Below are 26,507 nucleotides of genomic sequence, written 5' to 3' on the forward strand. Positions count from 1 at the left end.
CCATTCCATTAAGAAAAATGATAGCTTAACAAGGTATTTGGGAATATTTGTTGAATAATAATCTATAATGAAAGGAAAACAAGTTGCTCTTAATGAAGAAAAGGGCAGAAATATTAAAAAAAATTCTATTAAAAAGGTGCAATGAATGAAAAAATCATTAGAGAAAAGGTTTTCTTATTTATATACAGGTGAAATATTCGCTGCAATTCTTTTTATTTTTCTAAGCTACTATTTTAATAGCACTAATCCACAATTTCATTTATATTCATTGTGTTCGTTTTGGTTTTCATTTATTTTACTTGAGCTTTTTTTATTTCAGGGTGCGTATTATTGGCACGTAAAATGGAAGAGGCTGCGAACTGAAAATAAAGTTAAAACCCCCTTTAAAATCGTACGTAAATTTAAGCTTTTCAAAACACTAAACAAAGGTCTGCTAATTGTGCCAATCTTTGGATTTGTAGTGGATTATATAAAATGGAATAATTTATTGCCCATTAGCGGACTACTTATTTCCGTATTTATTTATATTTTTGCGATTTTAGAGTATATTAATTATTTCTGCTTTCAGCTTTCTTACGATAATCGAATGGATATTGAATATTTACGAAAAAACAAAAGACTAAAAAAGTCTTCCATTAGTAAGGATTTGGAGAATTTGAAATAGGGTGCGATTATATTCTAGAATTGTTCTGAGAGCATTGTGTGCAAACGTTGTAAACAGAACAGGTGCAGCAAGAATTGCTCCATCTCAGCAAAACAAAAGAGCTTCAACGCCTAATCAAAAATGAATTATCGTTACTTCCGCTTCAAAAGGAATAACAGCTTTGGATATTGATGTAGCAGTCGAATTCGAAAAAACATATGAACAAGTAAATCATACTATTTCATCCGGCGATTGATTATTATATCGAAAAAATTATTATGGATGAACAACTAGATTTTTTAAAAATTGGCAGATGCTGTGAAAATCAGGAGAATCTGATAAAATTGAAGATACTTGATGAGCCTGTAGAGTATAGTGAAAGAAGTATGTTGATTGAATGTTACTCAGAATTGTATAGCTATTGGTTACCGATTAGTGGGTATAAATATTTGGGGAATCCGATCGAACTTGTGCACATTGAGGAAGTGAGTGGGACACTCAATCTTACTTGCAGAATCAGTGCCATCGCTTTAGCCATTGAACCAAAATAAAACGGGGGTACATATATGTCAATTGATTTAAGTGCGTTAAATTATCTTGCTATTCTAGCTGGTGGAATCTTGTATATGATTTATGGTGCAATCTATTATTCAATATTAGTAGGGAAGGAAAAGCAAAGCACTGGTGCATTAAAATATGTGATCTCAGTGATCGTTGCATTTATTAGTTCCATTTTTATTGCTATACTCGTGCAAGCGACTAGCTCTAATGGTTTGTTAGAAGGTGCTGCTGTAGGAGGTATCATTGGCATTCTTATTTCCATTGTTTATTTGAAAAATACATTATTTGGACTCGTAAATAAGCGGAATTTTTTGATTGCGATTGGTGACCACTTAATTATTTTTACCTTACTAGGGGCACTTCATGGTCTTTTCGTCTAATCGTATAAATTTCATTGATTGGATCGTGTTAAAACAAGGATCTCTCATAAATAGAGGGATCCTTGTTTTATTCCTCATTTATGAGTGGGGGTCTAACCCCGAAATTAGTGTATGATTAAAAGAACAAAGCCACGATAAACATAAGAACGCCGTTGGCCTTGTTTACAACCTTTTCCCCAATAAATTTGCGAAAGAAAGGTGTGATCGAAATTGGATTCAATCCATTTTGAAGAAATAACAGAAGAAACATTATACATAGCTCTTGAAATCATCAATTCAAATCCAGGCTATAATCAGTTGGGGAATGAAAAGGAAAGCAGAACACTTGAGGAAGTAAAAGTGGAGTTATTAAATAATAAAACAAAGAGCCTATTTATCAAGCTTGATGATACGTATATTGGTATTGTTGATTATTTGCTGTTGAATGAAAAAGATCAGTGTCCATGGCTGGGATTAATGATAATTCATGCAGATTACCAAGGCTTTGGATTTGGAACGCAAGCCTATTATAAATTAGAAAAAGAATTGATTGATAATGGATTGAGCGTTTTACGGGTCGGCATTCTGAAAGAGAACCATCATGCCCAGAGGTTCTGGAGTTCTCTTGGATTTGAATACTTTAAAACAGCGCAATCCAATCACTCAAATGCAGTGGATTGTTATGAAAAAAAGTTATGACCATGAGACATGAGGACGGTTCTGCTGGCTTTTTTGGACAAGGAAAAGTGAAGAAAAAGACCATGAGAACCGTCCCTGTGAAACTCCTTTAATATTCTCCTTCGATGACAAAAAACGAGCCCCGAATGGTTCCAGCTAGTCACATTCAATTAGTTTATATGTCCACCAAAAAGATTTAAAGATTTTACTCCAGCTAAATTGTGAGTGACAGTTTTCACATTTTTGCAATTTAACTCTCCCAAAAATTTGATTTTGCTTAACGCTTAAAACCTTTATATACAATTCCATTTTCACATTTATATTTCATTTGATATTTTCCAATTTTTTAAATTAGCCTGCCCGTTTCTTTAAGAACAATATTTCACAATTTAGTACACGATTGCTAACCAGCAGCGTTTGTTCTTAAATGGAGTCATCATATAGGATTCCCTCGGATGTATAAATCTACCAATAATATGTAAGATATAGGGGTACCGAATTCTGAGGAGGTTTTCATTTTGGCAGAGAATAAAGATATGAATGCTTCACATGGAGATGAAGTGAAACGTGAGACACTGACAACACGCCAGGGCCATCCTGTGAGGGATAACCAAAACATCCGTACAATTGGCAATCGTGGTCCAGCCACACTTGAGAATTACCATTTCGTCGAAAAGATTACCCATTTTGATCGGGAAGAGGTACCAGAGCGTGTGGTACATGCACGAGGAACTGGGGCATTTGGCTATTTTGAAACGTACGGAAAAGTTGGAGATGACCCGGTAGAAAAGTATACTCGCGCTAAAGTATTTTCGGGTGCTGGGAAGAGAACACCACTAATGGTTCGCTTCTCCACAGTGGCAGGAGCGAAAGATTCACCGGAAACAGCACGAGACCCACGCGGCTTTGCGATAAAAATGTATACGGAAGATGGCAACTGGGATCTGGTTGGGAACAATCTGAAAATTTTCTTTATCCGTGATGCGATGAAGTTCCCTGACATGATTCACGCGTTTAAAGCAGATCCGGCTTCGAACGTGTCACATCCGGGGAGGATGTTTGACTTCGTTTCCCGTACACCAGAAGCAACACATATGATTACATTCCTGTTCTCTCCATGGGGTATTCCCGCGACATACCGCCACATGCAGGGTTCTGGTGTAAACACCTATAAATGGGTAAATGATAAAGGCGAGGCTGTGCTAGTGAAGTACCACTGGGAGCCGAAGCAAGGGATCCGTAACTTAACACAAGAAGAAGCAAATGGTATTCAAGCAAAGAACGTGGGTCATGCGACACAAGATTTATATGAAGCGATTGAGCGCGGAGATTATCCGGAATGGGAGCTCTTTGTTCAGATTATGGAGGATGATTACCATCCAGAACTTGACTTTGATCCCCTCGATGATACGAAACTTTGGCCGGAGGATAAGTTCTCATGGTTGTCGGCAGGTCGTATGGTCCTTGATCGCAATCCAGTGGATTTCCATGCGGAGATTGAACAAGCCGCCTTTGGTACAGGGGTTCTGGTCGATGGAATGGACTTCTCAGACGATAAAATGCTGCAAGGTCGTACCTTCTCATACTCCGATACACAGCGCTACCGTATAGGTGCGAACTACCTGAAATTGCCTGTGAACGCACCGAAAGTGCCTGTTCGTACGAACCAGCATCGCGGCCAAATGGATATCCGTGATCCGAAAGAGTCTGGAGATAATCCGCATATTAACTATGAGCCATCGATGCTCGGCGGCTATGAGGAAGCAAGTAAAGAAAATCATTCACCGCACCAGCCCATGTATAATGCGGCAGCAATGAGTGCACCAATTGATCGTCCTAACAACTACGGTCAAGCGGGCCACACCTACCGTAGCTTTGAAGATTGGGAGCGCGACGAATTGATCAAAAACTTATCCGAAGCACTTGCGGTATGTGACAAACGAATTCAAGATGCCATGGTTGAGCACTTCACACAAGCCGATGAAGACTATGGCCGCCGTGTGAAGGAAGGTATTGAAAAGAAAATGAAAGAAATGCAAGAAATGGCAATGGAAAACAAAGTCCCAGGCCGTGAAGCGGGTAAATCGAAATATGGTCAAGGTTCATTAGCTGCGAATGAAGCAACAAAAGATGCTGTGAAGAAAAGCCACGAAGCTGATCCTTATTAATTGGAAGTAAACGTAAAGGACTGTAAGTTATTCAATGAAATTGACTAACTTACAGCCTTTTATTTTTGCTCATTTCCCCGTTCTTTTCGAAGCGGCATGTTAATAATAGCTTCAACAGTTAAATATTAATGTATGACAATCAGTATTTATCAGAAAGCAGTGTAAAACCCATAGCTTTAGCTATGGGGATACTCATGTAAAGGGCCAGATTGTGGAAGAATCCTAACACCAGATAATGATGAATACGTAATTTTTAAACTCTTTCGCAAAATTATCCTTTAATTATTACCTCCAAAATTTCATTTGTAGACCACAAACCCATTTTTCCAACAAAGTACAACATTTAATTTCCACGTGCCGAAATTTCTCTGGATTCATTTATGCTTTTCCACCAATGTTGTTCAAATTTATTGGATTTCCAATGTATAAATAATTGCTTTCAAAAATATATTTATTTTGTTCCAAAAAATTATTAAGTTTGAAACAAAATTAAAAAAGGGGTGCTTTATTATGAGTAATTTAGAATTGTTAACACCAGAGAACAGTGCAGTAATTTTGATCGATTTTCAGCCTCAAATGACTTTTGGAGTTGCAAGCATTGACAGACAAACTTTGTTTAATAACGTTATATTGCTTGCTAAATCAGCAAAAGTTTTTAACGTACCTACTATTCTTACTACAGTTGAAACACGCAGCTTTTCTGGTTATTTTTGGCCACAAATTCTTGACATATTCCCAGAACATGACCTTATAGAACGTAGTTCAATGAACTCTTGGGAAGATTCAAAATTTGTTGAGGCAGTTAAAGCAACAGGTAGAAAGAAATTGATATTTGCAGCACTTTGGACTGAAGTTTGCCTTGCATTCCCTGTGCTTGAAGCAATTAAAGCTGGCTATGAAGTTTATGCAGTTGAAGATGCTTCAGGTGGTACTAGTTTGACAGCACATAACGCTGCTATCCGTCGTGTAGAACAAGCTGGAGCAATTCCAATAACAGCAATTCAAGTTTTACTTGAATACCAACGTGACTGGGCACACAAAGACACTTATGATGCTGTTATGGAAATTGTAAAAGAACACACTGGCGCTTATGGTCAAGGAGTGGAATACGCATATACTATGGTACATAAAGCGCCTGCAAGCAGAAAAATATGAAACAAGAAGGAGTAACTGATGGAGTAACTCATACAGGGAACACGATGGATGCTGGCGGTCCAGTAACAACGATTGTTACATGGGAAATTCAAGAAGGTAGAGAAAAACAGTTTGAAGCGTGGAGACATGAAATCGAAGCTGCCGCCACTAAATTTACCGGGCATTTGGGCGTAAATCTAATAGTTCCCAATAACGGATCCAGAGAGTATACTGTTGTTTTTCGCTTTGATACGATTGAGCATCTACGTGCTTGGCAAGAATCAGATATTCGTCGAGATTTGTTAAATAAGGCAGAACGATTTCAAGCTACTAATCCAACTTACAAAAGTGAAAGCAGTTTAGCGTATTGGTTTGTTACTCCGAAAACGCCAGTTCCACCGCCAACATGGAAAATGTCTATTGTTACCGTTCTTGGTGTATGGCCTCTTAGCATTTTGGTTCCGATGGTGTTAGGACCTATTATAAAAAATATGAATCACATTATGTCAGCTTTTTGTGTTTCTGTATGTATAGTGTCCTTGCTATCATGGGTAGTAATGCCGATTTTCGGTAAAATATTTCATCCCTGGTTACAGAATAATAGGAAGTAGACGAGGTGTGAACATGAATCTACCGGATATGATCTTATATAACGGAAAAATCACTACCCTTGACCCATCTCAACCTGAGGTATCGGCTATTGCCATAACTGATGGTTTAGTCACTGGCGTAGGTGGAGATGAGCTTCTCGATAGTGCCACAGAAAAAACTAAAAAAATAGACCTTAAAAGAAAGAGAGCTATTCCGGGCTTGAATGACTCTCATATACACGTTATTCGTGGCGGTCTTCATTATAATATGGAATTGCGCTGGGAAGGTGTGCCATCACTTGCTATTGCTCTGGAAATGCTTAGAGAGCAGGCAAGGCGTACACCTGCTCCTCAGTGGGTAAGAGTAGTTGGAGGTTGGTCTGAATTTCAATTTAAAGAAAGACGGATGCCAACTTTGGAAGAGATTAATGCTGTTTCTGAAGACACGCCTGTCTTTGTGCTACATCTTTACGATCGAGCACTTGTAAATCGTGCAGGGCTACGCGCACTGGGATACACAAAAGATACCCCAGACCCACCGGGCAGTTTAATTGAGCGGGATAAACGAGGTAATCCAACGGGTCTTTTACTTGCCTATCCTAACGCTGCTCTTCTTTATTCAAGTTTGGGTAGAGCACCGAAACTTAGTTTGGACGACCAGATTAACTCAACTCGCCATTTTATGCGTGAATTAAATAGATTAGGTATCACAAGCGCCATTGACGCAGGTGGTGGATTCCAAAATTATCCTGATGATTACAAAGTTGTTGAACATTTAGCCGAGAAGGATCAATTAACTTTGCGTATTGCGTATAATCTATTTACGCAAAATCCAAATCATGAATATGAAGACTTTGCTTCATGGGCAAAAATTGTTTCTCCGGGTCAAGGAAATGATAAGTATAAAATGAATGGTGCCGGAGAAATGTTAGTATTCTCGGCAGCCGATTTTGAAAAATTTCAAATGCCGCGGCCCGAACTAACTACTGTGATGGAAGCTGACTTAAAGAAAGTAATTTCTCTATTGGTGGAAAACCGTTGGCCATTCCGTTTACATGCAACTTATGAAGAGTCAATAACACGTTTCTTAAATGTTTTTGAGGAAGTCAACAGAGAAATTCCTTTTAATGGTCTACGGTGGTGGTTTGACCATGCAGAAACAATCTCAGATCGAAGTATGGAACGTGTTAAGGCTTTAAATGGCGGTATTGCCATCCAAGACCGCATGGCTTTCCAAGGTGAATACTTTGTTGATTTATACGGAAAGGAAGCTGCAAAGCGTACTCCTCCAATTTATCGTATGCTAGACTTGGGGATACCTGTTGGCGCCGGTAGTGATGCAACCAGGGTTTCCAGCTATAACCCTTGGGTTGCTCTTTACTGGATGGTTGCTGGAAAAACAATTGGTGGTCTTTCGATATACGATGAAAAGAATAAACTTGACAGAAAAGTAGCCCTGGAGCTATATTCCAAAGGAAGTGCGTGGTTCTCTGGTGATGAAGTTAAAAAGGGAACCCTTGCAGTAGGTCAGTTTGCTGATATTGCTGTATTGTCTGCTGACTACTTTACTGTGCCAGAAGAAGAAATCAAAGACCTTGAATCATTACTCACCATTATGGGTGGACAGATTGTTTATGGAAATGATGAATTTAAAAATTTATCACCTGAATTGCCGCCAGCATCACCTGATTGGGCACCGACGGGAGTATATGGTTATGGTGGAGCTAACCTAGCCCTCAATATACTTTCTCACGATGCCCATGATCACAAGTCACATCGTTGCAGTAACCCTCTCCATCAACACACTCATACCGTAATAGGTAAAGATGGAACTAAATGGGGTATTGGTTGTACTTGCTTTGCTTTCTAATAAGGGTTTGGGGCCGAGGACGGACCCAAATAGTAATGGTAATAACAGGATCAAAAACGAGGCTGACTCAAAAGGTCGATAAATACGACTTTTTTGAGTCAGTTTTTTATTTCCATTCCGTTTTTAGGGTTAATTTGATAAGCCAGCGATAATGGCTAAGAATAAACTCGCAACGGTTAAACTAATAAACGCATGCCATTTCCACCAAGAGACTCCTAAAACGATGATCACAATTGCTGCCAATGTGACGAGCAGTAAATACATATCCATACCGACTCCACTTTTCAAATTTACTTAGATTTTCTACTTCATTATGTTTTATAAATGTTCGTGTGTTTGAGTAATCGAAATGAAATACAGGATTAACTCTTATTTCTTTACCACTGCATGTCCACCAAATTTCATTGCGCAGGGCTGCCACGACTTTCCCTGTAAATGTATCGTCAGGTCTCGAAAAAGATGGACTATATTTGGGAGTTAATTGGAGTGGCGAGCGGGCAACAGGTTATGATGTGAAGCCAAGGGAAGTTTTGGAACGGATTAAAAATGAATTGAAAAATTCCGCTTATTAAAGTAACGGGTGCAATTCTGCAACAAGAATTGTGCTCTTTCTTTATGTAAAGGGCCAGATTGTGGAGGAAACAATAAGAGTAAGAATAATGATTCAAGACTGTTTGTGAATTGATTCACTTAAATCAACTGGTCAGGTTAGCCGAATAAGAAAATGGTAAAATAGAGATTAATTTATGTTAATATTTGGAGGTAATTCGATATGTCAGTTAAACGTAGGTTCAAAGGTATAGAATATAGAGAGATATGGAAGGGAGAGGAAGCGGTGTTACATTTCAATTTAATTGTAATACCGATATTAGGAGTATTATGGTTTTTAAGTTTCACAACTTTTTTGAAGAACTTAAAAATGATAAAAGCACTCATAATCAAACAGTGTTAGGAGCTGTCTTAACCTTTATTTTTATTGCAGCAATATGCTATTTTACTACGATGTTATTCTAAATGAAATACTTTTTCTGTTATGTTTTCATGTGAAAAAAACCATCAGTAAAAAATACAGACAGCTTGGAAAAGAAACTTATTTTTCAGGTGATTTAAAACAAGGCATTCAATGTCAAAGATACTTAAATAAAATTTTTGAATGGCAGTGGGCACAAAATTAATAATCCTATAAATAAGTGATTTAACTTTTCTGTAATGACTGATTCAAGCGTTTAACTGTTTGTGGGTAACTTATGCCTAACTCTTTGCCTCAGTCCCTTAAACTCCCCTTAGGAAAGTCATATATTACCCATAACAGCCGTTTTTTCCTTGAAGTAAAGAGCAGAAAATATTTTGGACCTTTTAAATTTCTTTCAATGTAACAAAACCTCTATTACTTTTACTCGAGAACAAAAAAAGCTGCATTCGCAGCTAATACTTTTTTAAACTTTAGCACCCGTAATTCCTCATTCTTGGTCCTGAATAAATTTAACGGCATTTAAACCAATCATTTGGGAAGGCATGGAAGTGTTGCCATCTGGTAAAATGGGGGATATGGAAAGATCGGCGACTTTTAGGTTCTTGGTGCTAAAGACATTTAGATTTCCATCTACAACGCCGTCACGAATACTCCTGGCCATCTTGCATTGACCTCCAAAGTGGAAGATATTGCGATAAGAAGCCCTTACGTAACTTTCTAATTGTTTACGCTGTTCTTCCTTATTGCTTATCTCAAAGATTTCTTCAGGTGGATATACCACTTTATAAATGCCTTCAGGGTCGAGTTCACGTGCCTTCTTCATAATGTGGAAGGTCTCAATAAACTGATCAACCATGAAATCGAGGTCATCAGGATCTCCAAGTGGATTTAGGTCGACGGAAGGATAGGCCTCAGGATCGCTGTGTGCGGCCAATATAGTACCCCTACTTTTTGGGTTTAGGTCAAATAGGCCAATGCTCATAATATTGCTCTGCTTTTTAGGATCAAAACCCCAATTATTAACCAGTACATCTTGAGTGGGGAGAAACGTTGGTGTTGGGGATCCATATATTTGAAGGCGTCGGCCTCCACTTCTGCCGTCTCCTTTAAAAGCTCCCAGTGGAAATGGATTGTCTGGGTCTGCAGACATGAGATCTAAAATCCGCTTGGTTTTAACTTCTACTCCCATTCCCGTCGTAAAATGGGCTTGAAAGTTATGCCCCACATTGGGGCTGTTTATTAGTGTTTCAATACCTGCTCTAGCCAGATCATCCGGGTTCCCTATTCCAGAACGCTGTAATATAACAGAGGAAAAATTGCCTGCACTAACAATAATCCCCTTCTTAGCGTATACTCTATTTGATTTACCGTTTCGGACAAATTCAACGCCAACCGCAATTTGAACTCTTCCATCATCTTCAAATAGAATTTTATTCACGGTTGTTTTAGCCAAAACAACTAAATTTCTGCGACCAACTCCATCTTCATCTGGATGGAACTCATTTCCTTGTGTCACAATTTTTCTATTTAAATATCCTGTGGCAGTGGATGAACGAACGAAGTGTCCATTCACTTCCTTATTTAAAAATTGTGATTTAAAAAATGTACAATCCCTAATACCAGTATTGTAATCCTCGACAATGGGAATATTTAATACATCTGATGCTGCTTTTGCTAACGTAACGGTAAGCCCAGCCTTGGGAATGGTTTGTTGTCTAACAAAAATGGGGCCGTTTCTTCCGCGTTCTTCGGGTTCTTGCGTCTTTCCTGTATAGGTTTCATTTTTTATGAATAAAGAACAGACATTGTTATAACTCCATTGAGATCCAACTATTTGTGCCCACTCATTATAAAGTTCACTGCTTCCCCGTACAGCATACATGGCATTATGCTCAGAGCTTCCCCCGATCGTTCTGCCGCTTGATATTCTAAGCTGCTGACTCCCAATACTTGGCTCTACATTTGTAAACATATTAAATGAATGCCTATTATCAGAAGCCAAAATCCCTGATACAGCACCAGAAGGACTGCTTAGCTCTTTAACCATATTTGTTCCTGGTTCCAGGACAATTACAGAGTTTGTTATGTCATCCGATAATTTTTTTGCAATTACCCCACCAGCAGTTCCAGCACCGACTACAATAAAATCAAAGGTATTTTTTGCGGACATTTAAACATTCCTCTCCAAAGCATTTTAAGTCTGATTAATCCCCTTATTATATAGGTATGAGAATATCCACCTTTGTGTGAGTGTCCATGTTACTCATGGATAGCTAGGTATGTGAAAATATAAATTTATGAATAGATGTTAAAATGTAATATTCAAAAGTTAGGAAGTGATTATATGGACAAAAAATCTATACATTATACGATTGAGCCTCCTGATAACTTTGAGCAATTACTAAACATATATGAATCTTTAGGATGGAATTCACTTAATTTAACAGTTAAAGATTTGGAACAAATGTGCATTCAAAGTTGGTATGCAATATATGCTTTTGATAAGCAACAATTAGTTGGTATGGGACGAGTTATTTCGGATGGTGTAATAACTGGAATTGTATGTGGAGTGTGTGTGCTACCAAGCTATCAGTCTGAGGGAATTGGAAAAGAAATAGTGAAACGAATTATTCAACATTGTGAGCAAAATCGGGTAATTCCTCAACTTATGTGTGTAGAAGGTTTAGAAACATATTATGAAACTTTTGGATTTAAGAAATTTAGCATTGGTATGACAAAGAATATAAATCGATAAATTTAAATTAATTTGTTGTAGGGGCTTTGGCAGAAAAACTGCGGTTTTCTGCCAAAGCCCCTTGTAGAACTAACGATGTTTTTCCGTTTGAATGTTCAACGATCGGGCGCGATTGTTGAGGATTAAAAGCCTAATTCCTCGTTAAAAATACGGAGGGATTAGGCGTTTTTTCTTTCAAAATCCTTAACGTTGTAAATCCCAACCTTCTTGGTGTTATCCCCTTGGCAACTAGTGGTAAATCCCGTGGCAATCGATGGTAAAAAACATTGCAGAAGTGATACTTTCTTATCGCTGTAATCATTGGTCGATTTACCTGTACCCGGCAGTCCTTCAAGAAAGATCAGCATACCTTTTCTCCTAAAGAATATCATTTTAAAAATATAATCATATTTTCCACAAAAAAGGCATTTTCCTTCCTAATAGTGAAATTTCCCTAGAATTGGCAGGATAAAAGTATTTTTCATAGAATTGATTACCAGGAACTTTTAATTGAGGGTGAACTAGGTTGGATTTTCGGTTTCAATGGAAAATGAGCGTAAGAAGCAATGTGTTGAATAAAAAGAAAAAAAGATTCATACAGGCTAGTATTTTCATTGTTGGTTTATTTGTTATCGCCTTAGTTTTTCCTACTTGGACACCACCTATAAAAGGGGGCAATAGCATTAGTACGTTAGAGCAGATAGAAATAAATGGGGCCAAATTAGAAGTGATGATTAGAGGGCACGACCGTTCTAATCCCATTATTCTGTTTGTTCATGGCGGGCCGGGTTGTTCGGAAATACCTTATGTAAGGAAGTATCAAGATTTACTTGAAAAGAATTTCACGATTGTGCACTATGATCAGCGAGGCAGCGGGAAATCCTATCACTTCTTTGAGGATTATACGAATCTATCAACCGATGTTCATGTGAATGATCTTTTGGCATTGACAGACTATTTTACGAAAAAGTTGGGACAAAAAAAGGTCCTTTTAATTGGCCATTCATTTGGAACCTATATTGGCATGAAGGCTGCAAGCATTGCCCCTGAAAAATTTTCCGCTTACATTGGAATTGGGCAAGTTTCCGATCCAATCCAAAGTGAATTGGACAGTTTAAATTTTACCATCCATCAGGCTGAAGTAGCCAAAAACAAGAATGACGTAGAAAAGCTGGAGAGTCTAAAATCCACAATTGAAACTGGGGAATCACTGACACCAAGAGGTTTCGTGCGTAAATATGGTGGAGCGGCAAGGCTGATTAATGATAACATGGATTATTTTTGGGGATTTCTGTTAAGCCCTGAGTATAACTTACTTGACGTCATTCGTTATGCAAGAGGAGTCTCACTCTCGCAAGATATCTTATTACCCGAAGAAAGAATGCAAAATATTACGAGTCTAGTGGATCGTTTGGATATACCTTGTTTTTTTGTCATGGGGAAGTTCGATTATATGACGTCCGTTAATGCTGCAAAAGATTACTTCAATAAAGTGGAAGCGCCGGTAAAGGATTTTGTTATTTTTGATCAATCCGCCCATTATCCACAATTTGAGCAAAAAGAGCAGTTTGCCGATTGGTTAAACAAAACATGGGCTGTGCTAAAAAAATAAGGAACGGATGTTGGGACAGACCCGCCTCATAAATTCCCTATATATTCGCTGAACAATTTCTAAAAAATTCTCTCACAGCAAGAATTAAAAAATGTTCTAAATAATTAGTAAATATGGTAAAATACGCCTATATAATAAATGATGGAGGGTTATTAAATGAGTGAAATAGTATGGGGGAGTCCAGCTAGTTTATTTTGTCTAGGTTTTTTCTTTGCAGGGTTGGGAGTTTTTATTAATCTTTCTAGGATATCTAAAAAATAATTAATGGCTGCAAAATTACTTGCAGTTTTTTTATGCTTCAATCCTGACAAATTCCAAGAGCTGGTAAAATAGGAGAGAGAGACGTGGATTCCAATCAAATAGTAAAGAGAGGGTTGTCATGATAAAGAACTTAACTATTATGGCTTTGCTTTTAGTGGCATTAACTGGATGTGGAGCCAATCATACTGGAGTGCTTGATACATCTAAGTTGAAAAGAGTAGAGTACGAAGATCTCAAGGAAGAGGATGTAAAAAAGGTACCGATTCTCTATTATGCTTCCACTTTGAAGGTAGGCAGGAAAGCACTTCCCTATGAAATGAAATTACCTAAAAAATTCCCTTTTAAAGTGTATCAATATGGATTCAACATTCAGGATTTGAAACACGACGGAAAGCATCTACGGGCTATCTTTATTGCTGATGTTAAAGAGGAAAATGCCAAATTTCAGTTCCAAATTGAAGCAAGCCATCCAATTGTGAAAAACAAATTAATAAATGTGACTGAAATAAACTTGGCTGATGATGTCCACGGAGAATACAAAGGAAACTCATTGTACTTCCAATTGGAGGGTGTCTCCTACAAAATTATCTACTGGAATGAAGAAATCTCGGAGGAACAAAAACAAAAGGAAATCATTGATATGGCTAATGAGATTATACATAACTAATGAAACAAATCTAGGGGTGTCAGTTTCTTTATATCTATGAGGGCAATATTCTTCGCTGTGAGGATATTGTCCTTTTTATTCGAGGAACAATTTATCATTTTTTTTCCTTGTTGACAGTAAAATGGGATAGTAATAACTTTCTGATTACATTTTTTTGAAATTGGCTGTGTTAAAAGAGAATGTTGATTTCCGTTCCAGGCGCGAGCGGTTCGCGGGGCGGGCGGTGAGCCTCCTCGGCGAATTCCGCGCCTGCGGGGTCTCACCTGTCCCGCTGCTCCCGCAGGAGTCTCGCGCCTTCCACTCCAATCAACATTGTGCTCAAAATCAACAATATTCTTTAACACAGCCTAGAAATTAAGGAGGTAAAATGAAGAAGAAAACTACTAAGCTAGTACTTATTTTCTTAACATTCCTCTTGATAAGTTCAATACTGCTTGTATTAGTTTCCACAATAATACTTTCCCCGCAATATGTTTTTAGGACAATCATAAATGGAGATTCGGATGTAATGGATTACAAAGTATTTCCGAGGCGGATTATTCTAAAAAGCTCCCAGCCGTATCATTACAAATACAACCTGGACGAATCCTTAAAAAAGATGTCAATAGACTATATGTATAAAGAAAGAGGCAGAACAACGCGATTGGATACCTTTCTAAAGGAAACAAATACCACTTCTTTTATCATTGTCCATGATGACAAAGTAGTGCTAGAAGAATATTTCAACGGATATGACAAGGACACTGTTAATACATCTTTCTCAATGGCTAAGTCAATCGATTCTTTGTTAATTGGAATGGCGATTGAAGATGGTTATATAAAAAATGAAAAGCAATCGATTGCTGATTATATAATCGAGTTCAAAGGAACAAATATGGAGAGGATTACAATTGAAGATTTACTTCTGATGCGTTCAAGCATCAGCTACGAGGAAGGAAATATCTGGTTTAGCGACGATGCCAAAACGTATTATATGCCGGATTTACGTAATTTAGCGTTGACTCATACTAATCTGACTATAAAATACCAAGGTAAATTTCATTATAACAATTACCATCCTTTATTACTTGGCATTATACTGGAGCGCAGTACGGGTAAACATGTATCGGAATATTTCCAGCAGAAAGTTTGGGATAAGATTGGAGCCGAAAATGATGCTTCATGGAGTCTAGACAGTAAACTGACTGGTTTTGAAAAGATGGAGAGCGGTATTAATTTCAAAGCTATTGACTTTGTAAAGATAGGCAGCATGTTACTTCATGGTGGAACGTGGAATGAGCAGTATATACTGAATGAAAAATGGATAAAGCTGTCTACACTAAGCGAATTCCCCTTAAATAGAGATGAATATAAAGGCTCATTCTTAGAAAATAAAAATATCGGATATAAATACATGTGGTATAGTACACAAAATAATAATGGGAGTTTAGACTATTTTGCGATGGGAAAGTATGGACAGTATCTATATATCTCTCCGAAAAACAATATTGTTATTTTACGGACGGGTAAATCGCTAGGAAATGTAGATAGCTGGGAGGATATTTTTAAAGAAGTATCTTTAAAAGTAGGTAAAGATAAATCCAATCATAGAAATTAACAAGCCAAAAATAACAAGAATGTATAAAAACTTGTATATTTTTGGCTTGTTAAAATTTGAGCGTGCGATCTAGTATCCGGAATGGGACATGGGATTGTCCCTTTGTCCCCCTTGCCTAAAAAATATTATAGTGTTATAATTCGATAGTGTGATAGCATGGTAACGCACTAAAGTGAATTTACAATCGAATTAAGGTGGTTTTTTTCATATGAAACGTCTAGTATCTATAGGTCTAGTGATCGCAGCGGTATTTTCTGTTTTAACAGCCTGCTCGAATAATACATCAGGGGATAAGGAAAAGGGTGATCAAACGCTGGTAATCGGTATCGACGATAAATTTGCTCCGCTGGGATTCCGCGACGAGGCTAATAATATTGTTGGTTTTGATATTGACTATGCAAAAGCAGCTGCTGAAAAGATGGGTGTGAAGGTTAAATTCCAGCCTATCAACTGGAAAACAAAGGAATCTGAACTAAGCAGCGGCCGGATTGATTTTATCTGGAATGGTTATACAATCACCGATGAACGTAAGAAAAAGGTTCTTTTTACAAAGCCCTATTTAAAAAATGCTCAGGTTGTGGTCACACTGGCCGATTCTAAGTTATCCAAACTGGCAGATTTAGAAGGCAAAGTGGTCGGGCTGCAGTCATTATCATCTGCTTCGGATGCCTTGGATGCGAATCCAATAAAATCCAAGATTAAAAATGTGACGGAGTTCTCCGATAATGTGATGGCCTTGAATGATTTAAAAAGCGGCCGATTAGATGCGGTTGTGATTGATGAAGTTGTGATTGATTATTACATGACAAAAGAGCAGGGGACGTTCAAAGTACTTGATGAATCCCTCTCTCCTGAAGAATATGGAGTAGGCGTGAAAAAAGGGAACGAGGAACTGCTGAACAAACTGCAAAAAGCACTCGATAAAATGAATGAAGACGGCACGGCCGCTGAAATTTCGAATAAATGGTTTGGTGAAGATAAAGTAGTAAAGTAATGATAAATAGGAAGCAAAACAGGATTCCAAAGGGACCCTGTTTTGTTTTTGGAGGAATCCTGTTATGTCGTTTGAGTATATTACAACTATCCTTAAGCCGATGCTGGAAGGGGCACAAATGACGATTCTTTTGTTTGTGATTGCCATTGTTGTGTCGATTCCGCTGGGCTTTTTGTTAACCTTAGGTGTAAAAAGCAGCTTCAAGCCGCTATCTTGGCTAGCACAAGGTTTTATTTATGTGATGCGCGGGACACCGCTCTTGCTTCAGTTATTAGTGATCTGTTTTGGGCTGCCAATGATTCCGGGCATCGGGGAATATTTGGTGCTGGACCGCTTTGTGGCTGCTTGTATAGGGTTTATCCTTAATTATGCTGCCTATTTTGCTGAGATTTTCCGCGGCGGACTTTTGGCCATTGATAAAGGACAGTATGAGGCTGCACAAGTTCTCGGTTTTTCTAAATGGCATATGACGACAAGGATCATTCTGCCGCAAATGTTTCGTATTGCCCTTCCTGCTGTGGCAAACGAATCGGTGACACTTGTCAAGGATACGGCCCTACTTTATGCCGTTGCGGTTCCGGAATTATTGCATTATGCAGAGACAGCAGTCAATCGTGATTTTACGATTATTCCTTTTGCTGTAGCGGGTGTTATTTATCTGCTGATGACGCTTGTATTAACGCTGTTCTTTAAATGGATCGAGCGGCGGTTTAGATTTGAATAAGGAGGGAGAATGAGGATGGCAATCATTGAAGTTTCTAATCTCAAAAAGTCGTATGGCAATCTGGAAGTCTTAAAACAGATTAGCTTTGATGTTAATAAAAACGATGTAGTGGCTGTGATTGGCCCCTCCGGATCTGGGAAAAGTACGATGCTCCGGAGTCTTGTCCACCTAGAAAAAATTGATGGAGGCAGTATTCGGGTTTCCGGTGATGAGCTTGTAAAGGACGGAGTTTACTCAAAACCGCAGGAAATCAAGCAGATTACCACCAAGATGGGAATGGTGTTTCAGCACTTTAATCTGTTCCCGCACCTAACAGTCAAAGAGAATTTGGAAATGGCTCCACGATTAGTGAAAAGGGAGTCTGCTTCCGATATAAGGAAGCGAAGCAGCGAGCTTCTCCAGAAGATTGGGCTTACGGGCCGGGAAAGTGCTTACCCTGCTCATTTATCAGGCGGCCAAAAACAAAGGGTAGCCATTGCCCGGGCGTTGATGATGAATCCTGATATTCTGCTGTTTGATGAGCCTACTTCGGCGCTGGATCCCGAGTTAACCGGCGAAGTCCTGCAGGTGATGAAGGACCTGGCAGAAGAACACATGACAATGATTGTCGTCACCCATGAGATGGGATTTGCAAAAGAAGTAGCCAACCGTGTTATTTTTATGGACAATGGAGAAATTATTGAATCCGGTCATCCTTCTGATGTATTGACCAACCCGCAATTCGAACGGACGAAGGCGTTTTTAAATCGTTGATGGTGGTGCCGTAGAAGCGTGACGAAGGTATTTATATAGTAACAATTCAGGGTTCAGTCCGGCTATTTTAACTGCAGGGCTGAACCCTTTTACGTAGGGGTACATGATTTTTTAAGCATTTGGGCCAAATTTAATATCCATGTAATATGCAATGCTGGATATGGCACAAATTCTAGTGCAGCCGCCAACCATAGTTCCTGTTTACAAAGGCTCTGTTATAACTGAATGTTGATTTCACTGTGTTTGAAAAATAAACGGTAAAATTCCGTTTAAATTGGGAAATACCCATATTTCCTTAAAAATAAAGGGAGTACTTCCGTTTATATTATCCAAATCGTTGGATTTTTCCTTATTTAGAGCAGTTAATCGGAATATCTCCGCTTATTTCTGCTTCTTAAGCTTCCTCTATATACATTAGCCGGAAATTCTCCGCCTATGAATTTTCATACCTACACGAAAATCAACAATGAATAATAACAGAGCCGTAATAAAAGTAATTTTTAGCCTGGAGGATTCATATTTCACAATCTAGTCAAAACTTTGTTGCAGATTTGTGAATAACATCACATACACCTTTTTTAACTTGGATAAAGTGTTAATGTATAAGTGTAGTAAGAAACAAACAAACAAGGTCTTGTGAAATAGTGAACAAACTAATTTTAATCCTAAGGGGATGGAGTATTATGTTAAATTTTTTAAGAAAAAATACTATTGCTGCAGGGGTTTTAGCGATCATTCGGATTTATATAGGTTATCAATTTATACATGCAGGTTTTGCAAAAATAACAAGCGGCGGATTTGATGCAAGTGGGTTCTTAAAGGGAGCGATCGCTTCTAGCACAGGAGAGCACCCAGCAGTTCAAGGCTGGTGGGCAGCATTTCTAGAGCATATTGCATTGCCAAATGCTGATCTGTTTTCTTTCTTAGTGCAATGGGGCGAATTATTAGTCGGAATTGCGTTAATCCTAGGCCTTCTTACTAACTTTGCAACACTAATGGGATTGGTGATGAATTTCTCTTTCTTGTTCAGCGGCACGGTGAGCACTAACGGCCAACTGATTCTTTTAGCCTTCTTCGTTCTCGTTGCAGGAGCAAATGCTGGCAAATTCGGCTTAGACCGATATGCAATGCCTTATGTACGCAAATATTTTACAGTTAAAGGTAATCATAGAAAAGGTACAACCGTTGCTTAATTACTATATAAGTAGTCGAGAAAAGGCATTCGAATATTAACTTATTCGGATGCCTTTTGTCTATTCAGTCTCTGCCCAAATCTCAGATGCCTTTTGCCACTATTTGAAATGCACATTAACGTAAAAACTCGACATAAAATGTGCTGCACCCCAATTGTTAGTTATGTCTAACAATAGGAGTGCAGCACAAAAAGTTGGCGAGTTTTCTTGACTCATACTACATACGCAGACCTTGCTAAACACTTTAAAGCGGACTATTATTTAATTCCTTTAAAGTGCTAATTATTTGAAAAATTTGCCCCCGATGGTGTGATTCATGTTCTATAAGGTGGTAGATCACCCATTCCGGTGTCACATCATAGTGGGTAAGACTTCTTGCGGTTCGCCAATCCTTTACGTCCATAGAACGAAAATGGAAAAGCAATTCATCACGCACCGATTTTAGACGATGTAAATGTTCTTCGATATTTTGACCCTCAATGTGCGTTAAAGTGTTATCGCTATTTCGGTCTTCTAGAGGAAATAACGAGCGAATCTTTGGATTCCATTTACCGCCAAGAACTTCTTCATACAGCCAGTCAGCTTCAATTAGTGCAATATGGTATAGCAATGATCCGATTGAGTGCCCGCCATTTAGTCTTTTATCAAGAAAATCTTGATTCAATCCCGATACTCTTTTTAAAAGCGGTCTCCTTACATCCTCTAGGCACCATACCCATCGACCAATCTCTGGTTCAAAATCTGGCAACGGTACTACGATTAAATCCTCTCTCTTCATCGCTTCAATCCCCCAAAATATGGGCTCACGCAGTTTATAGGGGTAATTATACGTTTACCCTTAAATTACATACACCCCGTTAAATGCCATCACCTTTTTCAAAAAACATCGCCCCCTTCAATCGTGTTAAGGTAAATTATACCATCTGGAATGTATTATTGTAAAAGGGAAAAGGGAAGGGACGAGTAGACAGGCTCCTTGTCTTAATTCACTGATTAGATGAAGGCCAACTCGTTGTGTTTGTAGTAGGGATTAGTCCTTCAAAGGCTTGATGAAGGACTAATCGCAGCTTTTCTATAAGGAATTAGTCCTTCATTTAAGAAAAACAATAAATCCACTCCCAAATCCGGGAGTGGATTTTCGCTATTGTATCGTGCAAGGGCAAAGGCAAAGGCATTCCTTACTCGCCTACCCCGATCTTAATAAACGAATACTGAAAATTTTCATCACCCGAAATAACATGAAAGATCGGTGTTGCCTGCTCCAGTTTATGCTCCTCGATGTAATCGAATAGCAGTTTATAGCCAGCTTCTGTCTTGGCCTCGATGTTTTCCGCAGGGCAAAGCGAGACCATGTTTTCGATGCTGAAATAGCTGTGGAAGCGCATGTCGTCCCTGGGTTCAATCCAGTCATCCTCCATTGGCATGTAAAACTCTGCATTCACCATCTCATCGAGCGGGACATTGTGGATGGAGTAGAAGAGCGGGCCGCGCACTGCTGCCTTCAGAGAGCCGACATCGTTTAAAAAATCTTCAAGGGCCTCATTCATATCTAGATAATGGAAGCGATATTTTCGCGAAAGGACATTGGAAAAGCGGATGGAATCGTTTGGGTTAATCATCCAACCGCCCCTTTGTGATCGGTGCATAAATATCAATGATTCCGCCGCCGTATACATCTAAATAAATATGGTAAAATGGCTCTTGCAAATCAAAGCGGAACTCGTCGGCACAAGCCCGCAGTATCTCATAGGATTCTTCCAGGTCTTCCTCTAAATCAGCATGGCGCAAAATCAGGCAGTCGGTAAACTCCCATTTCGGATAGAACTGATATTTCCCATTTTCCCCAAGCTCAATCGGGGCATTCACCGGCAAGTAAAAGGTATAATCGGCCAAATCGGTTTTCGGGTCATAATTGGCAAATTGATAGATGACTGGGCCTGTCCCATATAGACCGCTTTTGATGACAGCATTTCTTAATTCAACTGCACTTACAAACCATTCTTCCGATTTACATGTGGCTGTCGCGCTTATCACATTATGAAAAACAACCGGTTTCCGTTTAATATTCATCGTTTCAAACCTCGTTCTGCTAGTTTTTTAGGCGGCTTTTTCGAAAAGGAATCAAACCGGCATTTACAGTAGGCTAATAGAAAAAACTCCGGCCAGGCGATGGCAATAAAGTACTGCATCAGGGCAAAGGCACCCAGCAGGATGTAGATTTCAGTGAAACCACTACCATTGCTTGACAGCGTTTTGATAATCGAACCCCCAAAAATCGTAGCTCCGATGATAAACGATAGACTTATATGACCTTTGGATGTTTGAAAATCGTAGAGTAATTTCCCGCCTTTTTGGAAGGCACCTTTTTTAACTCGAATAATTGCCCGCCAGGTCGAAAGGAATAAATAGACCAGTCCGCCGCCAATCAGAACATAGCCTGTGGTCCACATATAGTCTGGAGCAAGGCGGTCTTCAAGAGCGAGGAAATAGACCTTATAAAAATCAAGTGAAAATTTTAAACCGATGATGGCAAGTAAAATGGATTGGATCTTTTGAAATTTATATGTATTTTTTGAAAATGTGAAAAAGATCGCAATCACGAGCTGTGCCAGTATTAAATAAATATCGATTCTGATAAATCGAATCCAGGCATCACGAATAAACATCATGGAGTCGGCTCCCACGGTCACTACTATGGTGGAAACCGCGCTGATTAAAAAAGTGACCCAAAAAAAGGCAGAGATGCGATCGGGGCTTAACCGCCCGTTCGCCACTGTCTTCAGTTCATAGAAATCTGTTTCGTTACTATTTTTTAACATAAGATGCTCCTACCAGAAGATTTTTTTAATCGAATTGGATATCTTGTTTCCAATTGCTTTTGCCGTCTTAATCGGGTGGTGGGCAATGTCCTTTACCCGGTCGGTAACACTTTCCGCCGGCGGTCCGCCAAATTTATAATTGGCAGCGGCATTGATTGTAAATCCGACAAGTCCCCCAACAACGGTGCCAACAGGAGGGAGGAAGAAGGAACCTGCAACTGCGCCTAACGCCGTTGCCCCGCCTGCCATCCCGATATCAACGCCAAGGTTGACGCCAAACTCTTTTACCTTCGTTGAGTTATAGTTCCATTGTCCGGTATGCTTATCTTGGAAACTGTCCTGAAAATCACTCCACACGGTGAGACCTGTTCCGAGAATCCCCAGGGCTTTTCCGGTGTTCGCCAGGCCTTTGACATTGTTCCAGCCTTTAAAATCGTCCCAGACCTTCACTCCGCCAACAAACCCATCTTTTGCCGCTCTTCCCACGAGCTTCACTTGATCTTGGCCAATGTTTCGGACCGCTTGATTTAAGTCATCAAACCGGGTGCCGATAAATTTATTGCGGTTGTTAAAAAAACGGCCGCGATTTTCGTCATAAAGCGCCACGCCCTCATTCACTAATCTTGTTACGAAAGGCCGGTTCCATTTAGCTGTTCCGCTGAGGTTTTGCTTCATTAAGTTATAGTACTTTGAAAAATCCTGGTGGCTGCCTACTTTTCCTCTTACGACCTTAATGAGAACTTTTCCATCTTTACGAAACATCCTGAAGGAAAGCCCCTTACCGGCACGAAGAAAGGTTCTCGGGTTAATGGCCATAGCAGAAGCGCCCAGCATGAAATTGCGGACCAGCACTTTCCAGTCATTTGAGCCGGTGATTTTTTTCTCGGCTGCATCATAGTAATTGGCTGATTGTTTTAAAAAGCTGTCTAATTCCATTACTTGTTTCGTAAGTTTATCGAGGGAAGTGTTAACAGCCTGGAGTCTGCCGCTGAGATTTTTTCGTGCTAAGATGCGGCTGTCGATTTGATGGGTGGTGGATTGCAGGCTGGTTTTGGCCGTTATTAATTTTTGCGATTGATGCTGGACAAGGCTGCTGTTTTGCTCAACGCTGCCAGTATGGATTTTGAGTTGAGACATGTTTCCGTTTTCACCTCCAGAGTCCATTCGATCCTTATGGATTTGCCTTGGCTTTAGCATCGGCTTTTGCTTTTGCCTCAGCTTCAGCCTTTGCTTTCGCTTCCGCTTCGGCCTTCGCCTTCGCTTCTGCTGCTTTTTTCTCTTCTATTTCCCTATGTATTTCATTTGCTGTACTTTGAATATCGTGTCCAATGGAGTCTAATTCGGTTGCCAACCGGGAAAGCTCTGTTGTCAAGTTGTCAAAATGATGATTAATGTAGGTCATTTCAGTAGCCTTCCAGCTGTTGCCAAGGCTTCCCTTCACAACATTCAAACTGTTTTTACTTCCTCTTATATCTGCAGCAATATCATTGACCCGTCTGCCTTGATTAAGGGCATTGCTTAGATTAAATTCCATAATTTTTCATCACCTCCTCCTATTGTATTATTTCTGACTAGATTTTTTTGGAAAAAGGCGAAAAATGAATCATTTTTCCTATGAGCAAAGGAGAAAGGTCCTAGGTACGAGGATGCGGTGGCTGGGCGCGATATTGAGTAGAAACGGGTTCCAATAGCACTTATTAGATACCCTTTTGCAAGATTATTGAGTAGAAACGGGTTCCAATAGTGTTTATTGGATACCCTTTTGCAAGATTATTGAGTAGAAACGGGTTCCAATAGCGCTTATTAGATACCCTTTTGCAAGATTATTGAGTAGAAACGGGTTCCAATAGCGTTTATTAGATACCCTTTTGCAAGATTGTTTAGTAGAAACGGGTCCCAATAGCGTTTATTAGATACCCTTTTGCAAGATTATTGAATAGAAACGGGTTCCAATAGCGTTTATTGGATACCCTTTTCAAGACATTCTAGTAAAAATGGGGGTCCAATAAGCTTTATTGGGTAATTTTTAATTCTTATAGTCGCCTTTTCCTCCGATTGCGACTCAAAAGGCGGATCTAGAACTGCTCTCCTTAAACGGTTCAATGAATTTCAAGCTATAAAGTTGAAGTGTAAAGGAATAAAACATCCCCACATCAATTGGTGTGGGGATGTTTTGTTATCGGCAAAATTCGGGGCGTGACAGTGCCCCCTTAACTTTAACTGTATGGCTTGTAATCTACATCAACCTTATCCTTTTCCTGATAGGGTGCCAGCATAAAGGCTGCTTTAAAAACTGTATCTCCCTTATTGATTAAATAGTGGACCTTTTTTGGTTCAACATGAATAAAATCGCCTTGTTTACACTGGAAAATGTCATTGTCGATATGGATTTCTAGTTCACCCTCTAGAATATAGAAATTTTCTTCCATGATGCTATGATAATGGGCGTTAAAATCCTGTCCCGGCTGCAACACAACCACACCAAAGTTCATTCTGGGACCTTTTTGAAGGTATTTAGGTCCGCTGTCACCAAAGCGGTATTCTCTCTCATTCTCGTTCATAACCGTCATGTTGTTTCCTCTCCTTTGAATGGGTTACAAGCCTGGGGCGATCCACATATGTTCGGTATATCCCTGGTCAGCCAGACCTAGTTGTACTTTGTAGATGGCTTCCCACTTCTTAAATAATTTTTCATAAATGAACTGATTCGTCTCGTTTGGTTCGAAGGTTTTTTCAAATTTTACAACCTTAGCAATGGCTTCATTAAAACTTTCATAAACGCCAGCTCCTACACCGGCACAAATGGCCGCACCGAGAGCAGTAGATTCCTTTACAACAGGAACTTTTACCTTCTTATTTAGAACGTCAGCAACAATTTGGCACCATAGGTCACTTTTTGATGCCCCTCCTCCAAAAACAATCGCTTCCGGCGACGTATTTGTCACTTTGGAAACCTCGATAATATTTCCTTTGGTTACAAATGCAGCATTTTCCATAATGGCGCGATAAAAAGTTGCTTTATTAAAAGAACTATCAAATTTAAAATCTATGAAACTTGGTGATGCATGTTTCCATGAAAAATAATTCATTTTATCGGAAAAAGTGCAGATCATCCCATGGCTGCCGGCTGGTACATCTTGGGCTCTTTTCTCCATTTGGGCATAAATGCTTTCACCGGTTTGTTTTTGAAGAAAGGCTTCAAGCTCACAAAATGTATCCCTGAACCATCTCATGATTAATCCGGGGAAGAAGGCGATGGCCTCATATTGCCAGGTATTGGGGATGGCATGGCAATTCACTCTAACTTTACAGGTATCACTGATTTCGACCTGGTTTGTTGTATATTCATATTGCCAAAAGCTCCCGCCTAAAACAGCTGCATCCCCTTCACCAATGACGCCCATACCAATACAGCCCAACTGGGCATCGCCGCCGCCAGCCACAACGAGTGTCTGAATGCTCAGCCCGGTAAGTGCCGCGAACGCCTCGGTCACATTGCCAATAATGGTTCCGCTCTCATTGACAATCGGAAAAATATCATTTCTTAGACCGACCTTCTCTGATATAGTTGGCTCCCAGACTCGTTTCTGAAGATCGAAAAGGCCGGTCGTGCAGCCATTGGAAGGTTCAACTGAAATCACACCGGTAAGAAGATAGGTAATCCAGTCGTTAAGCATCGTCACATATTTGACTTTGTCATATGTTTCCGGGATATTTTTTTTCACCCAAAGGAGACGCGGAATTGCTCCCAAAGAAAACGTCTGTCCGGATATCTGATGAATTTCTGCTTCGATTGTATCGCTTATTTGATAAAGGTTCGCGACTTCATCATTTGCCCTTGAATCCACGTTGGCGCAGGCCCAAAGTTCCTTGCCATCTTGATCGTATAAGACAATGGCCTCGCGCATGCTGGTGGTTGAAATGGCGACGATGTTTTCTGGGTTCACGCTGCTTTTTGCCAACATTTCTTTAATCAGTCCAATAATGATTTCGATATTTTTATTGATGTCAAAGTCCATGGACCCTGGATACCTTTTATCCTCATGATGGGTCCATTCTGATTGCATACAAAAGAGTTCATTGCCTAATGTGTCAAATAAAATGACGCGGACGCTGCCGGTTCCAGCGTCAATTGCCATTAAGTACTTTTCCATGCCGCTTTCTCCCTTTCCATCAA

At 39.4% G+C, this 26,507-nt stretch carries 25 protein-coding genes and 1 pseudogene; 15 read left to right on the forward strand and 11 right to left on the reverse strand.

The window, feature by feature from the left end; all coding sequences use genetic code 11:
• The first annotated feature begins 145 nt into the window (after window positions 1-145).
• The 7 genes from ACFVSW_RS18535 to ACFVSW_RS18565 all read left to right on the forward strand — a co-directional run bounded on the left by ACFVSW_RS18535 (window position 146) and on the right by ACFVSW_RS18565 (window position 8,003).
• Complete coding sequence (locus ACFVSW_RS18535; protein WP_387318108.1) at window positions 146-664, forward strand: general stress protein; 519 nt, start codon at window positions 146-148, stop codon at window positions 662-664.
• A gap of 545 nt (window positions 665-1,209) precedes the next feature.
• On the forward strand, window positions 1,210-1,584 hold the full coding sequence (locus ACFVSW_RS18540) for a DUF1761 domain-containing protein (RefSeq protein ID WP_387318109.1): 375 nt from the start codon (window positions 1,210-1,212) through the stop codon (window positions 1,582-1,584).
• Window positions 1,585-1,794: 210 nt separating this feature from the next.
• Entirely contained in the window at window positions 1,795-2,262 is a 468-nt protein-coding gene (locus tag ACFVSW_RS18545) for a GNAT family N-acetyltransferase (protein WP_387318110.1), read from the forward strand.
• A 497-nt stretch (window positions 2,263-2,759) separates the two neighbouring features.
• Window positions 2,760-4,409 carry a catalase gene (locus ACFVSW_RS18550; RefSeq protein ID WP_387318111.1) on the forward strand — a complete coding sequence of 550 codons (1,650 nt, stop codon included), beginning with the start codon at window positions 2,760-2,762 and terminating at the stop codon, window positions 4,407-4,409.
• Window positions 4,410-4,919: 510 nt separating this feature from the next.
• Entirely contained in the window at window positions 4,920-5,564 is a 645-nt protein-coding gene (locus ACFVSW_RS18555; protein WP_387318112.1) for a hydrolase, read from the forward strand.
• Entirely contained in the window at window positions 5,561-6,154 is a 594-nt protein-coding gene (locus tag ACFVSW_RS18560; RefSeq protein ID WP_387318113.1) for an antibiotic biosynthesis monooxygenase, read from the forward strand. Before ACFVSW_RS18555 ends, ACFVSW_RS18560 begins: the two co-directional genes overlap by 4 nt.
• 13 nt (window positions 6,155-6,167) lie before the next feature.
• The gene (locus ACFVSW_RS18565) at window positions 6,168-8,003 is read left to right on the forward strand and encodes an amidohydrolase (RefSeq protein WP_387318114.1); all 1,836 of its coding nucleotides are present in this window, start codon (window positions 6,168-6,170) and stop codon (window positions 8,001-8,003) included.
• A gap of 135 nt (window positions 8,004-8,138) precedes the next feature.
• On the opposite strand, the pseudogene ACFVSW_RS18570 reads toward ACFVSW_RS18565, so the two are convergent.
• Both ACFVSW_RS18570 and ACFVSW_RS18575 read right to left on the reverse strand, forming a co-directional pair.
• Window positions 8,139-8,273 (reverse strand): annotated as a pseudogene (locus ACFVSW_RS18570) (2-keto-3-deoxygluconate permease); the annotation flags it as partial.
• A gap of 1,190 nt (window positions 8,274-9,463) precedes the next feature.
• Complete coding sequence (locus tag ACFVSW_RS18575) at window positions 9,464-11,146, reverse strand: GMC family oxidoreductase (protein WP_387318115.1); 1,683 nt, start codon at window positions 11,144-11,146, stop codon at window positions 9,464-9,466.
• 174 nt (window positions 11,147-11,320) lie between these two features.
• On the opposite strand from ACFVSW_RS18575, the gene ACFVSW_RS18580 reads away from it, so the two are divergent.
• On the forward strand, window positions 11,321-11,731 hold the full coding sequence (locus ACFVSW_RS18580; RefSeq protein ID WP_387318116.1) for a GNAT family N-acetyltransferase: 411 nt from the start codon (window positions 11,321-11,323) through the stop codon (window positions 11,729-11,731).
• A 158-nt stretch (window positions 11,732-11,889) separates the two neighbouring features.
• On the opposite strand, the gene ACFVSW_RS18585 is transcribed toward ACFVSW_RS18580, so the two are convergent.
• On the reverse strand, window positions 11,890-12,078 hold the full coding sequence (locus ACFVSW_RS18585) for a hypothetical protein (RefSeq protein ID WP_387318117.1): 189 nt from the start codon (window positions 12,076-12,078) through the stop codon (window positions 11,890-11,892).
• 203 nt (window positions 12,079-12,281) lie between these two features.
• Here ACFVSW_RS18585 and ACFVSW_RS18590 point away from each other — a divergent pair, with 203 nt between their 5' ends.
• The 7 genes from ACFVSW_RS18590 (at window position 12,282) to ACFVSW_RS18620 (ending at window position 19,511) form a co-directional block, all read left to right on the forward strand.
• Window positions 12,282-13,322 carry an alpha/beta fold hydrolase gene (locus ACFVSW_RS18590; RefSeq protein WP_387318218.1) on the forward strand — a complete coding sequence of 347 codons (1,041 nt, stop codon included), beginning with the start codon at window positions 12,282-12,284 and terminating at the stop codon, window positions 13,320-13,322.
• 379 nt (window positions 13,323-13,701) lie between these two features.
• Window positions 13,702-14,250, forward strand: a complete 549-nt coding sequence (locus ACFVSW_RS18595) for a hypothetical protein (protein WP_387318118.1) — start codon at window positions 13,702-13,704, stop codon at window positions 14,248-14,250.
• A 367-nt stretch (window positions 14,251-14,617) separates the two neighbouring features.
• Window positions 14,618-15,847 (forward strand): serine hydrolase domain-containing protein, encoded by a 1,230-nt coding sequence (locus ACFVSW_RS18600; RefSeq protein ID WP_387318119.1) that lies wholly within the window; start codon window positions 14,618-14,620, stop codon window positions 15,845-15,847.
• Window positions 15,848-16,055: 208 nt separating this feature from the next.
• Complete coding sequence (locus ACFVSW_RS18605) at window positions 16,056-16,841, forward strand: amino acid ABC transporter substrate-binding protein (RefSeq protein ID WP_387318120.1); 786 nt, start codon at window positions 16,056-16,058, stop codon at window positions 16,839-16,841.
• 64 nt (window positions 16,842-16,905) lie between these two features.
• On the forward strand, window positions 16,906-17,565 hold the full coding sequence (locus ACFVSW_RS18610) for an amino acid ABC transporter permease (protein ID WP_387318121.1): 660 nt from the start codon (window positions 16,906-16,908) through the stop codon (window positions 17,563-17,565).
• Between the two features lie 15 nt (window positions 17,566-17,580).
• Window positions 17,581-18,318 carry an amino acid ABC transporter ATP-binding protein gene (locus tag ACFVSW_RS18615; RefSeq protein ID WP_387318122.1) on the forward strand — a complete coding sequence of 246 codons (738 nt, stop codon included), beginning with the start codon at window positions 17,581-17,583 and terminating at the stop codon, window positions 18,316-18,318.
• Between the two features lie 683 nt (window positions 18,319-19,001).
• Window positions 19,002-19,511: a DoxX family protein gene (locus tag ACFVSW_RS18620; RefSeq protein ID WP_387318123.1), complete on the forward strand. Its 510-nt coding sequence runs from the start codon at window positions 19,002-19,004 to the stop codon at window positions 19,509-19,511.
• Between the two features lie 244 nt (window positions 19,512-19,755).
• Here the strand turns inward: ACFVSW_RS18620 and ACFVSW_RS18625 are convergent, their stop codons facing one another.
• From ACFVSW_RS18625 to lsrK, 8 genes are all read right to left on the reverse strand, one after another.
• On the reverse strand, window positions 19,756-20,289 hold the full coding sequence (locus tag ACFVSW_RS18625) for a DinB family protein (RefSeq protein WP_387318124.1): 534 nt from the start codon (window positions 20,287-20,289) through the stop codon (window positions 19,756-19,758).
• Window positions 20,290-20,689: 400 nt separating this feature from the next.
• Entirely contained in the window at window positions 20,690-21,130 is a 441-nt protein-coding gene (locus ACFVSW_RS18630; RefSeq protein WP_387318125.1) for a DUF5085 family protein, read from the reverse strand.
• The gene (locus tag ACFVSW_RS18635) at window positions 21,123-21,581 is read right to left on the reverse strand and encodes a DUF5085 family protein (protein ID WP_387318126.1); all 459 of its coding nucleotides are present in this window, start codon (window positions 21,579-21,581) and stop codon (window positions 21,123-21,125) included. Before ACFVSW_RS18635 ends, ACFVSW_RS18630 begins: the two co-directional genes overlap by 8 nt.
• Window positions 21,578-22,330 carry a hypothetical protein gene (locus ACFVSW_RS18640; RefSeq protein ID WP_387318127.1) on the reverse strand — a complete coding sequence of 251 codons (753 nt, stop codon included), beginning with the start codon at window positions 22,328-22,330 and terminating at the stop codon, window positions 21,578-21,580. The genes ACFVSW_RS18635 and ACFVSW_RS18640 overlap by 4 nt, the downstream gene beginning before the upstream one ends.
• A gap of 9 nt (window positions 22,331-22,339) precedes the next feature.
• On the reverse strand, window positions 22,340-23,467 hold the full coding sequence (locus ACFVSW_RS18645; protein ID WP_387318128.1) for a hypothetical protein: 1,128 nt from the start codon (window positions 23,465-23,467) through the stop codon (window positions 22,340-22,342).
• Window positions 23,468-23,501: 34 nt separating this feature from the next.
• Window positions 23,502-23,864 (reverse strand): hypothetical protein, encoded by a 363-nt coding sequence (locus tag ACFVSW_RS18650; protein ID WP_387318129.1) that lies wholly within the window; start codon window positions 23,862-23,864, stop codon window positions 23,502-23,504.
• A 682-nt stretch (window positions 23,865-24,546) separates the two neighbouring features.
• Window positions 24,547-24,900: a cupin domain-containing protein gene (locus tag ACFVSW_RS18655; RefSeq protein ID WP_387318130.1), complete on the reverse strand. Its 354-nt coding sequence runs from the start codon at window positions 24,898-24,900 to the stop codon at window positions 24,547-24,549.
• Between the two features lie 24 nt (window positions 24,901-24,924).
• A complete protein-coding gene (gene lsrK / locus ACFVSW_RS18660; protein ID WP_387318131.1) occupies window positions 24,925-26,484 on the reverse strand; it encodes an autoinducer-2 kinase in 1,560 nt (519 codons plus the stop codon).
• Window positions 26,485-26,507: the final 23 nt, after the last annotated feature.

It is taken from the genome of Neobacillus sp. NPDC058068 (genome assembly GCF_042885335.1).
Classification (GTDB): Bacteria; Bacillota; Bacilli; order Bacillales; family Cytobacillaceae; genus Neobacillus.

Coding starts and splice junctions, on each gene's coding strand:
- ACFVSW_RS18535 (WP_387318108.1), top strand. CDS start 146: ATGAAAAAATCATTAGAGAAAAGGTTTTCTTATTTATATACAGGTGAA.
- ACFVSW_RS18540 (WP_387318109.1), top strand. CDS start 1,210: ATGTCAATTGATTTAAGTGCGTTAAATTATCTTGCTATTCTAGCTGGT.
- ACFVSW_RS18555 (WP_387318112.1), top strand. CDS start 4,920: ATGAGTAATTTAGAATTGTTAACACCAGAGAACAGTGCAGTAATTTTG.
- ACFVSW_RS18560 (WP_387318113.1), top strand. CDS start 5,561: ATGAAACAAGAAGGAGTAACTGATGGAGTAACTCATACAGGGAACACG.
- ACFVSW_RS18565 (WP_387318114.1), top strand. CDS start 6,168: ATGAATCTACCGGATATGATCTTATATAACGGAAAAATCACTACCCTT.
- ACFVSW_RS18575 (WP_387318115.1), bottom strand. CDS start 11,146: ATGTCCGCAAAAAATACCTTTGATTTTATTGTAGTCGGTGCTGGAACT.
- ACFVSW_RS18580 (WP_387318116.1), top strand. CDS start 11,321: ATGGACAAAAAATCTATACATTATACGATTGAGCCTCCTGATAACTTT.
- ACFVSW_RS18585 (WP_387318117.1), bottom strand. CDS start 12,078: ATGCTGATCTTTCTTGAAGGACTGCCGGGTACAGGTAAATCGACCAAT.
- ACFVSW_RS18595 (WP_387318118.1), top strand. CDS start 13,702: ATGATAAAGAACTTAACTATTATGGCTTTGCTTTTAGTGGCATTAACT.
- ACFVSW_RS18600 (WP_387318119.1), top strand. CDS start 14,618: ATGAAGAAGAAAACTACTAAGCTAGTACTTATTTTCTTAACATTCCTC.
- ACFVSW_RS18605 (WP_387318120.1), top strand. CDS start 16,056: ATGAAACGTCTAGTATCTATAGGTCTAGTGATCGCAGCGGTATTTTCT.
- ACFVSW_RS18610 (WP_387318121.1), top strand. CDS start 16,906: ATGTCGTTTGAGTATATTACAACTATCCTTAAGCCGATGCTGGAAGGG.
- ACFVSW_RS18615 (WP_387318122.1), top strand. CDS start 17,581: ATGGCAATCATTGAAGTTTCTAATCTCAAAAAGTCGTATGGCAATCTG.
- ACFVSW_RS18620 (WP_387318123.1), top strand. CDS start 19,002: ATGTTAAATTTTTTAAGAAAAAATACTATTGCTGCAGGGGTTTTAGCG.
- ACFVSW_RS18625 (WP_387318124.1), bottom strand. CDS start 20,289: ATGAAGAGAGAGGATTTAATCGTAGTACCGTTGCCAGATTTTGAACCA.
- ACFVSW_RS18630 (WP_387318125.1), bottom strand. CDS start 21,130: ATGATTAACCCAAACGATTCCATCCGCTTTTCCAATGTCCTTTCGCGA.
- ACFVSW_RS18635 (WP_387318126.1), bottom strand. CDS start 21,581: ATGAATATTAAACGGAAACCGGTTGTTTTTCATAATGTGATAAGCGCG.
- ACFVSW_RS18640 (WP_387318127.1), bottom strand. CDS start 22,330: ATGTTAAAAAATAGTAACGAAACAGATTTCTATGAACTGAAGACAGTG.
- ACFVSW_RS18645 (WP_387318128.1), bottom strand. CDS start 23,467: ATGTCTCAACTCAAAATCCATACTGGCAGCGTTGAGCAAAACAGCAGC.
- ACFVSW_RS18650 (WP_387318129.1), bottom strand. CDS start 23,864: ATGGAATTTAATCTAAGCAATGCCCTTAATCAAGGCAGACGGGTCAAT.
- ACFVSW_RS18655 (WP_387318130.1), bottom strand. CDS start 24,900: ATGACGGTTATGAACGAGAATGAGAGAGAATACCGCTTTGGTGACAGC.
- lsrK (WP_387318131.1), bottom strand. CDS start 26,484: ATGGAAAAGTACTTAATGGCAATTGACGCTGGAACCGGCAGCGTCCGC.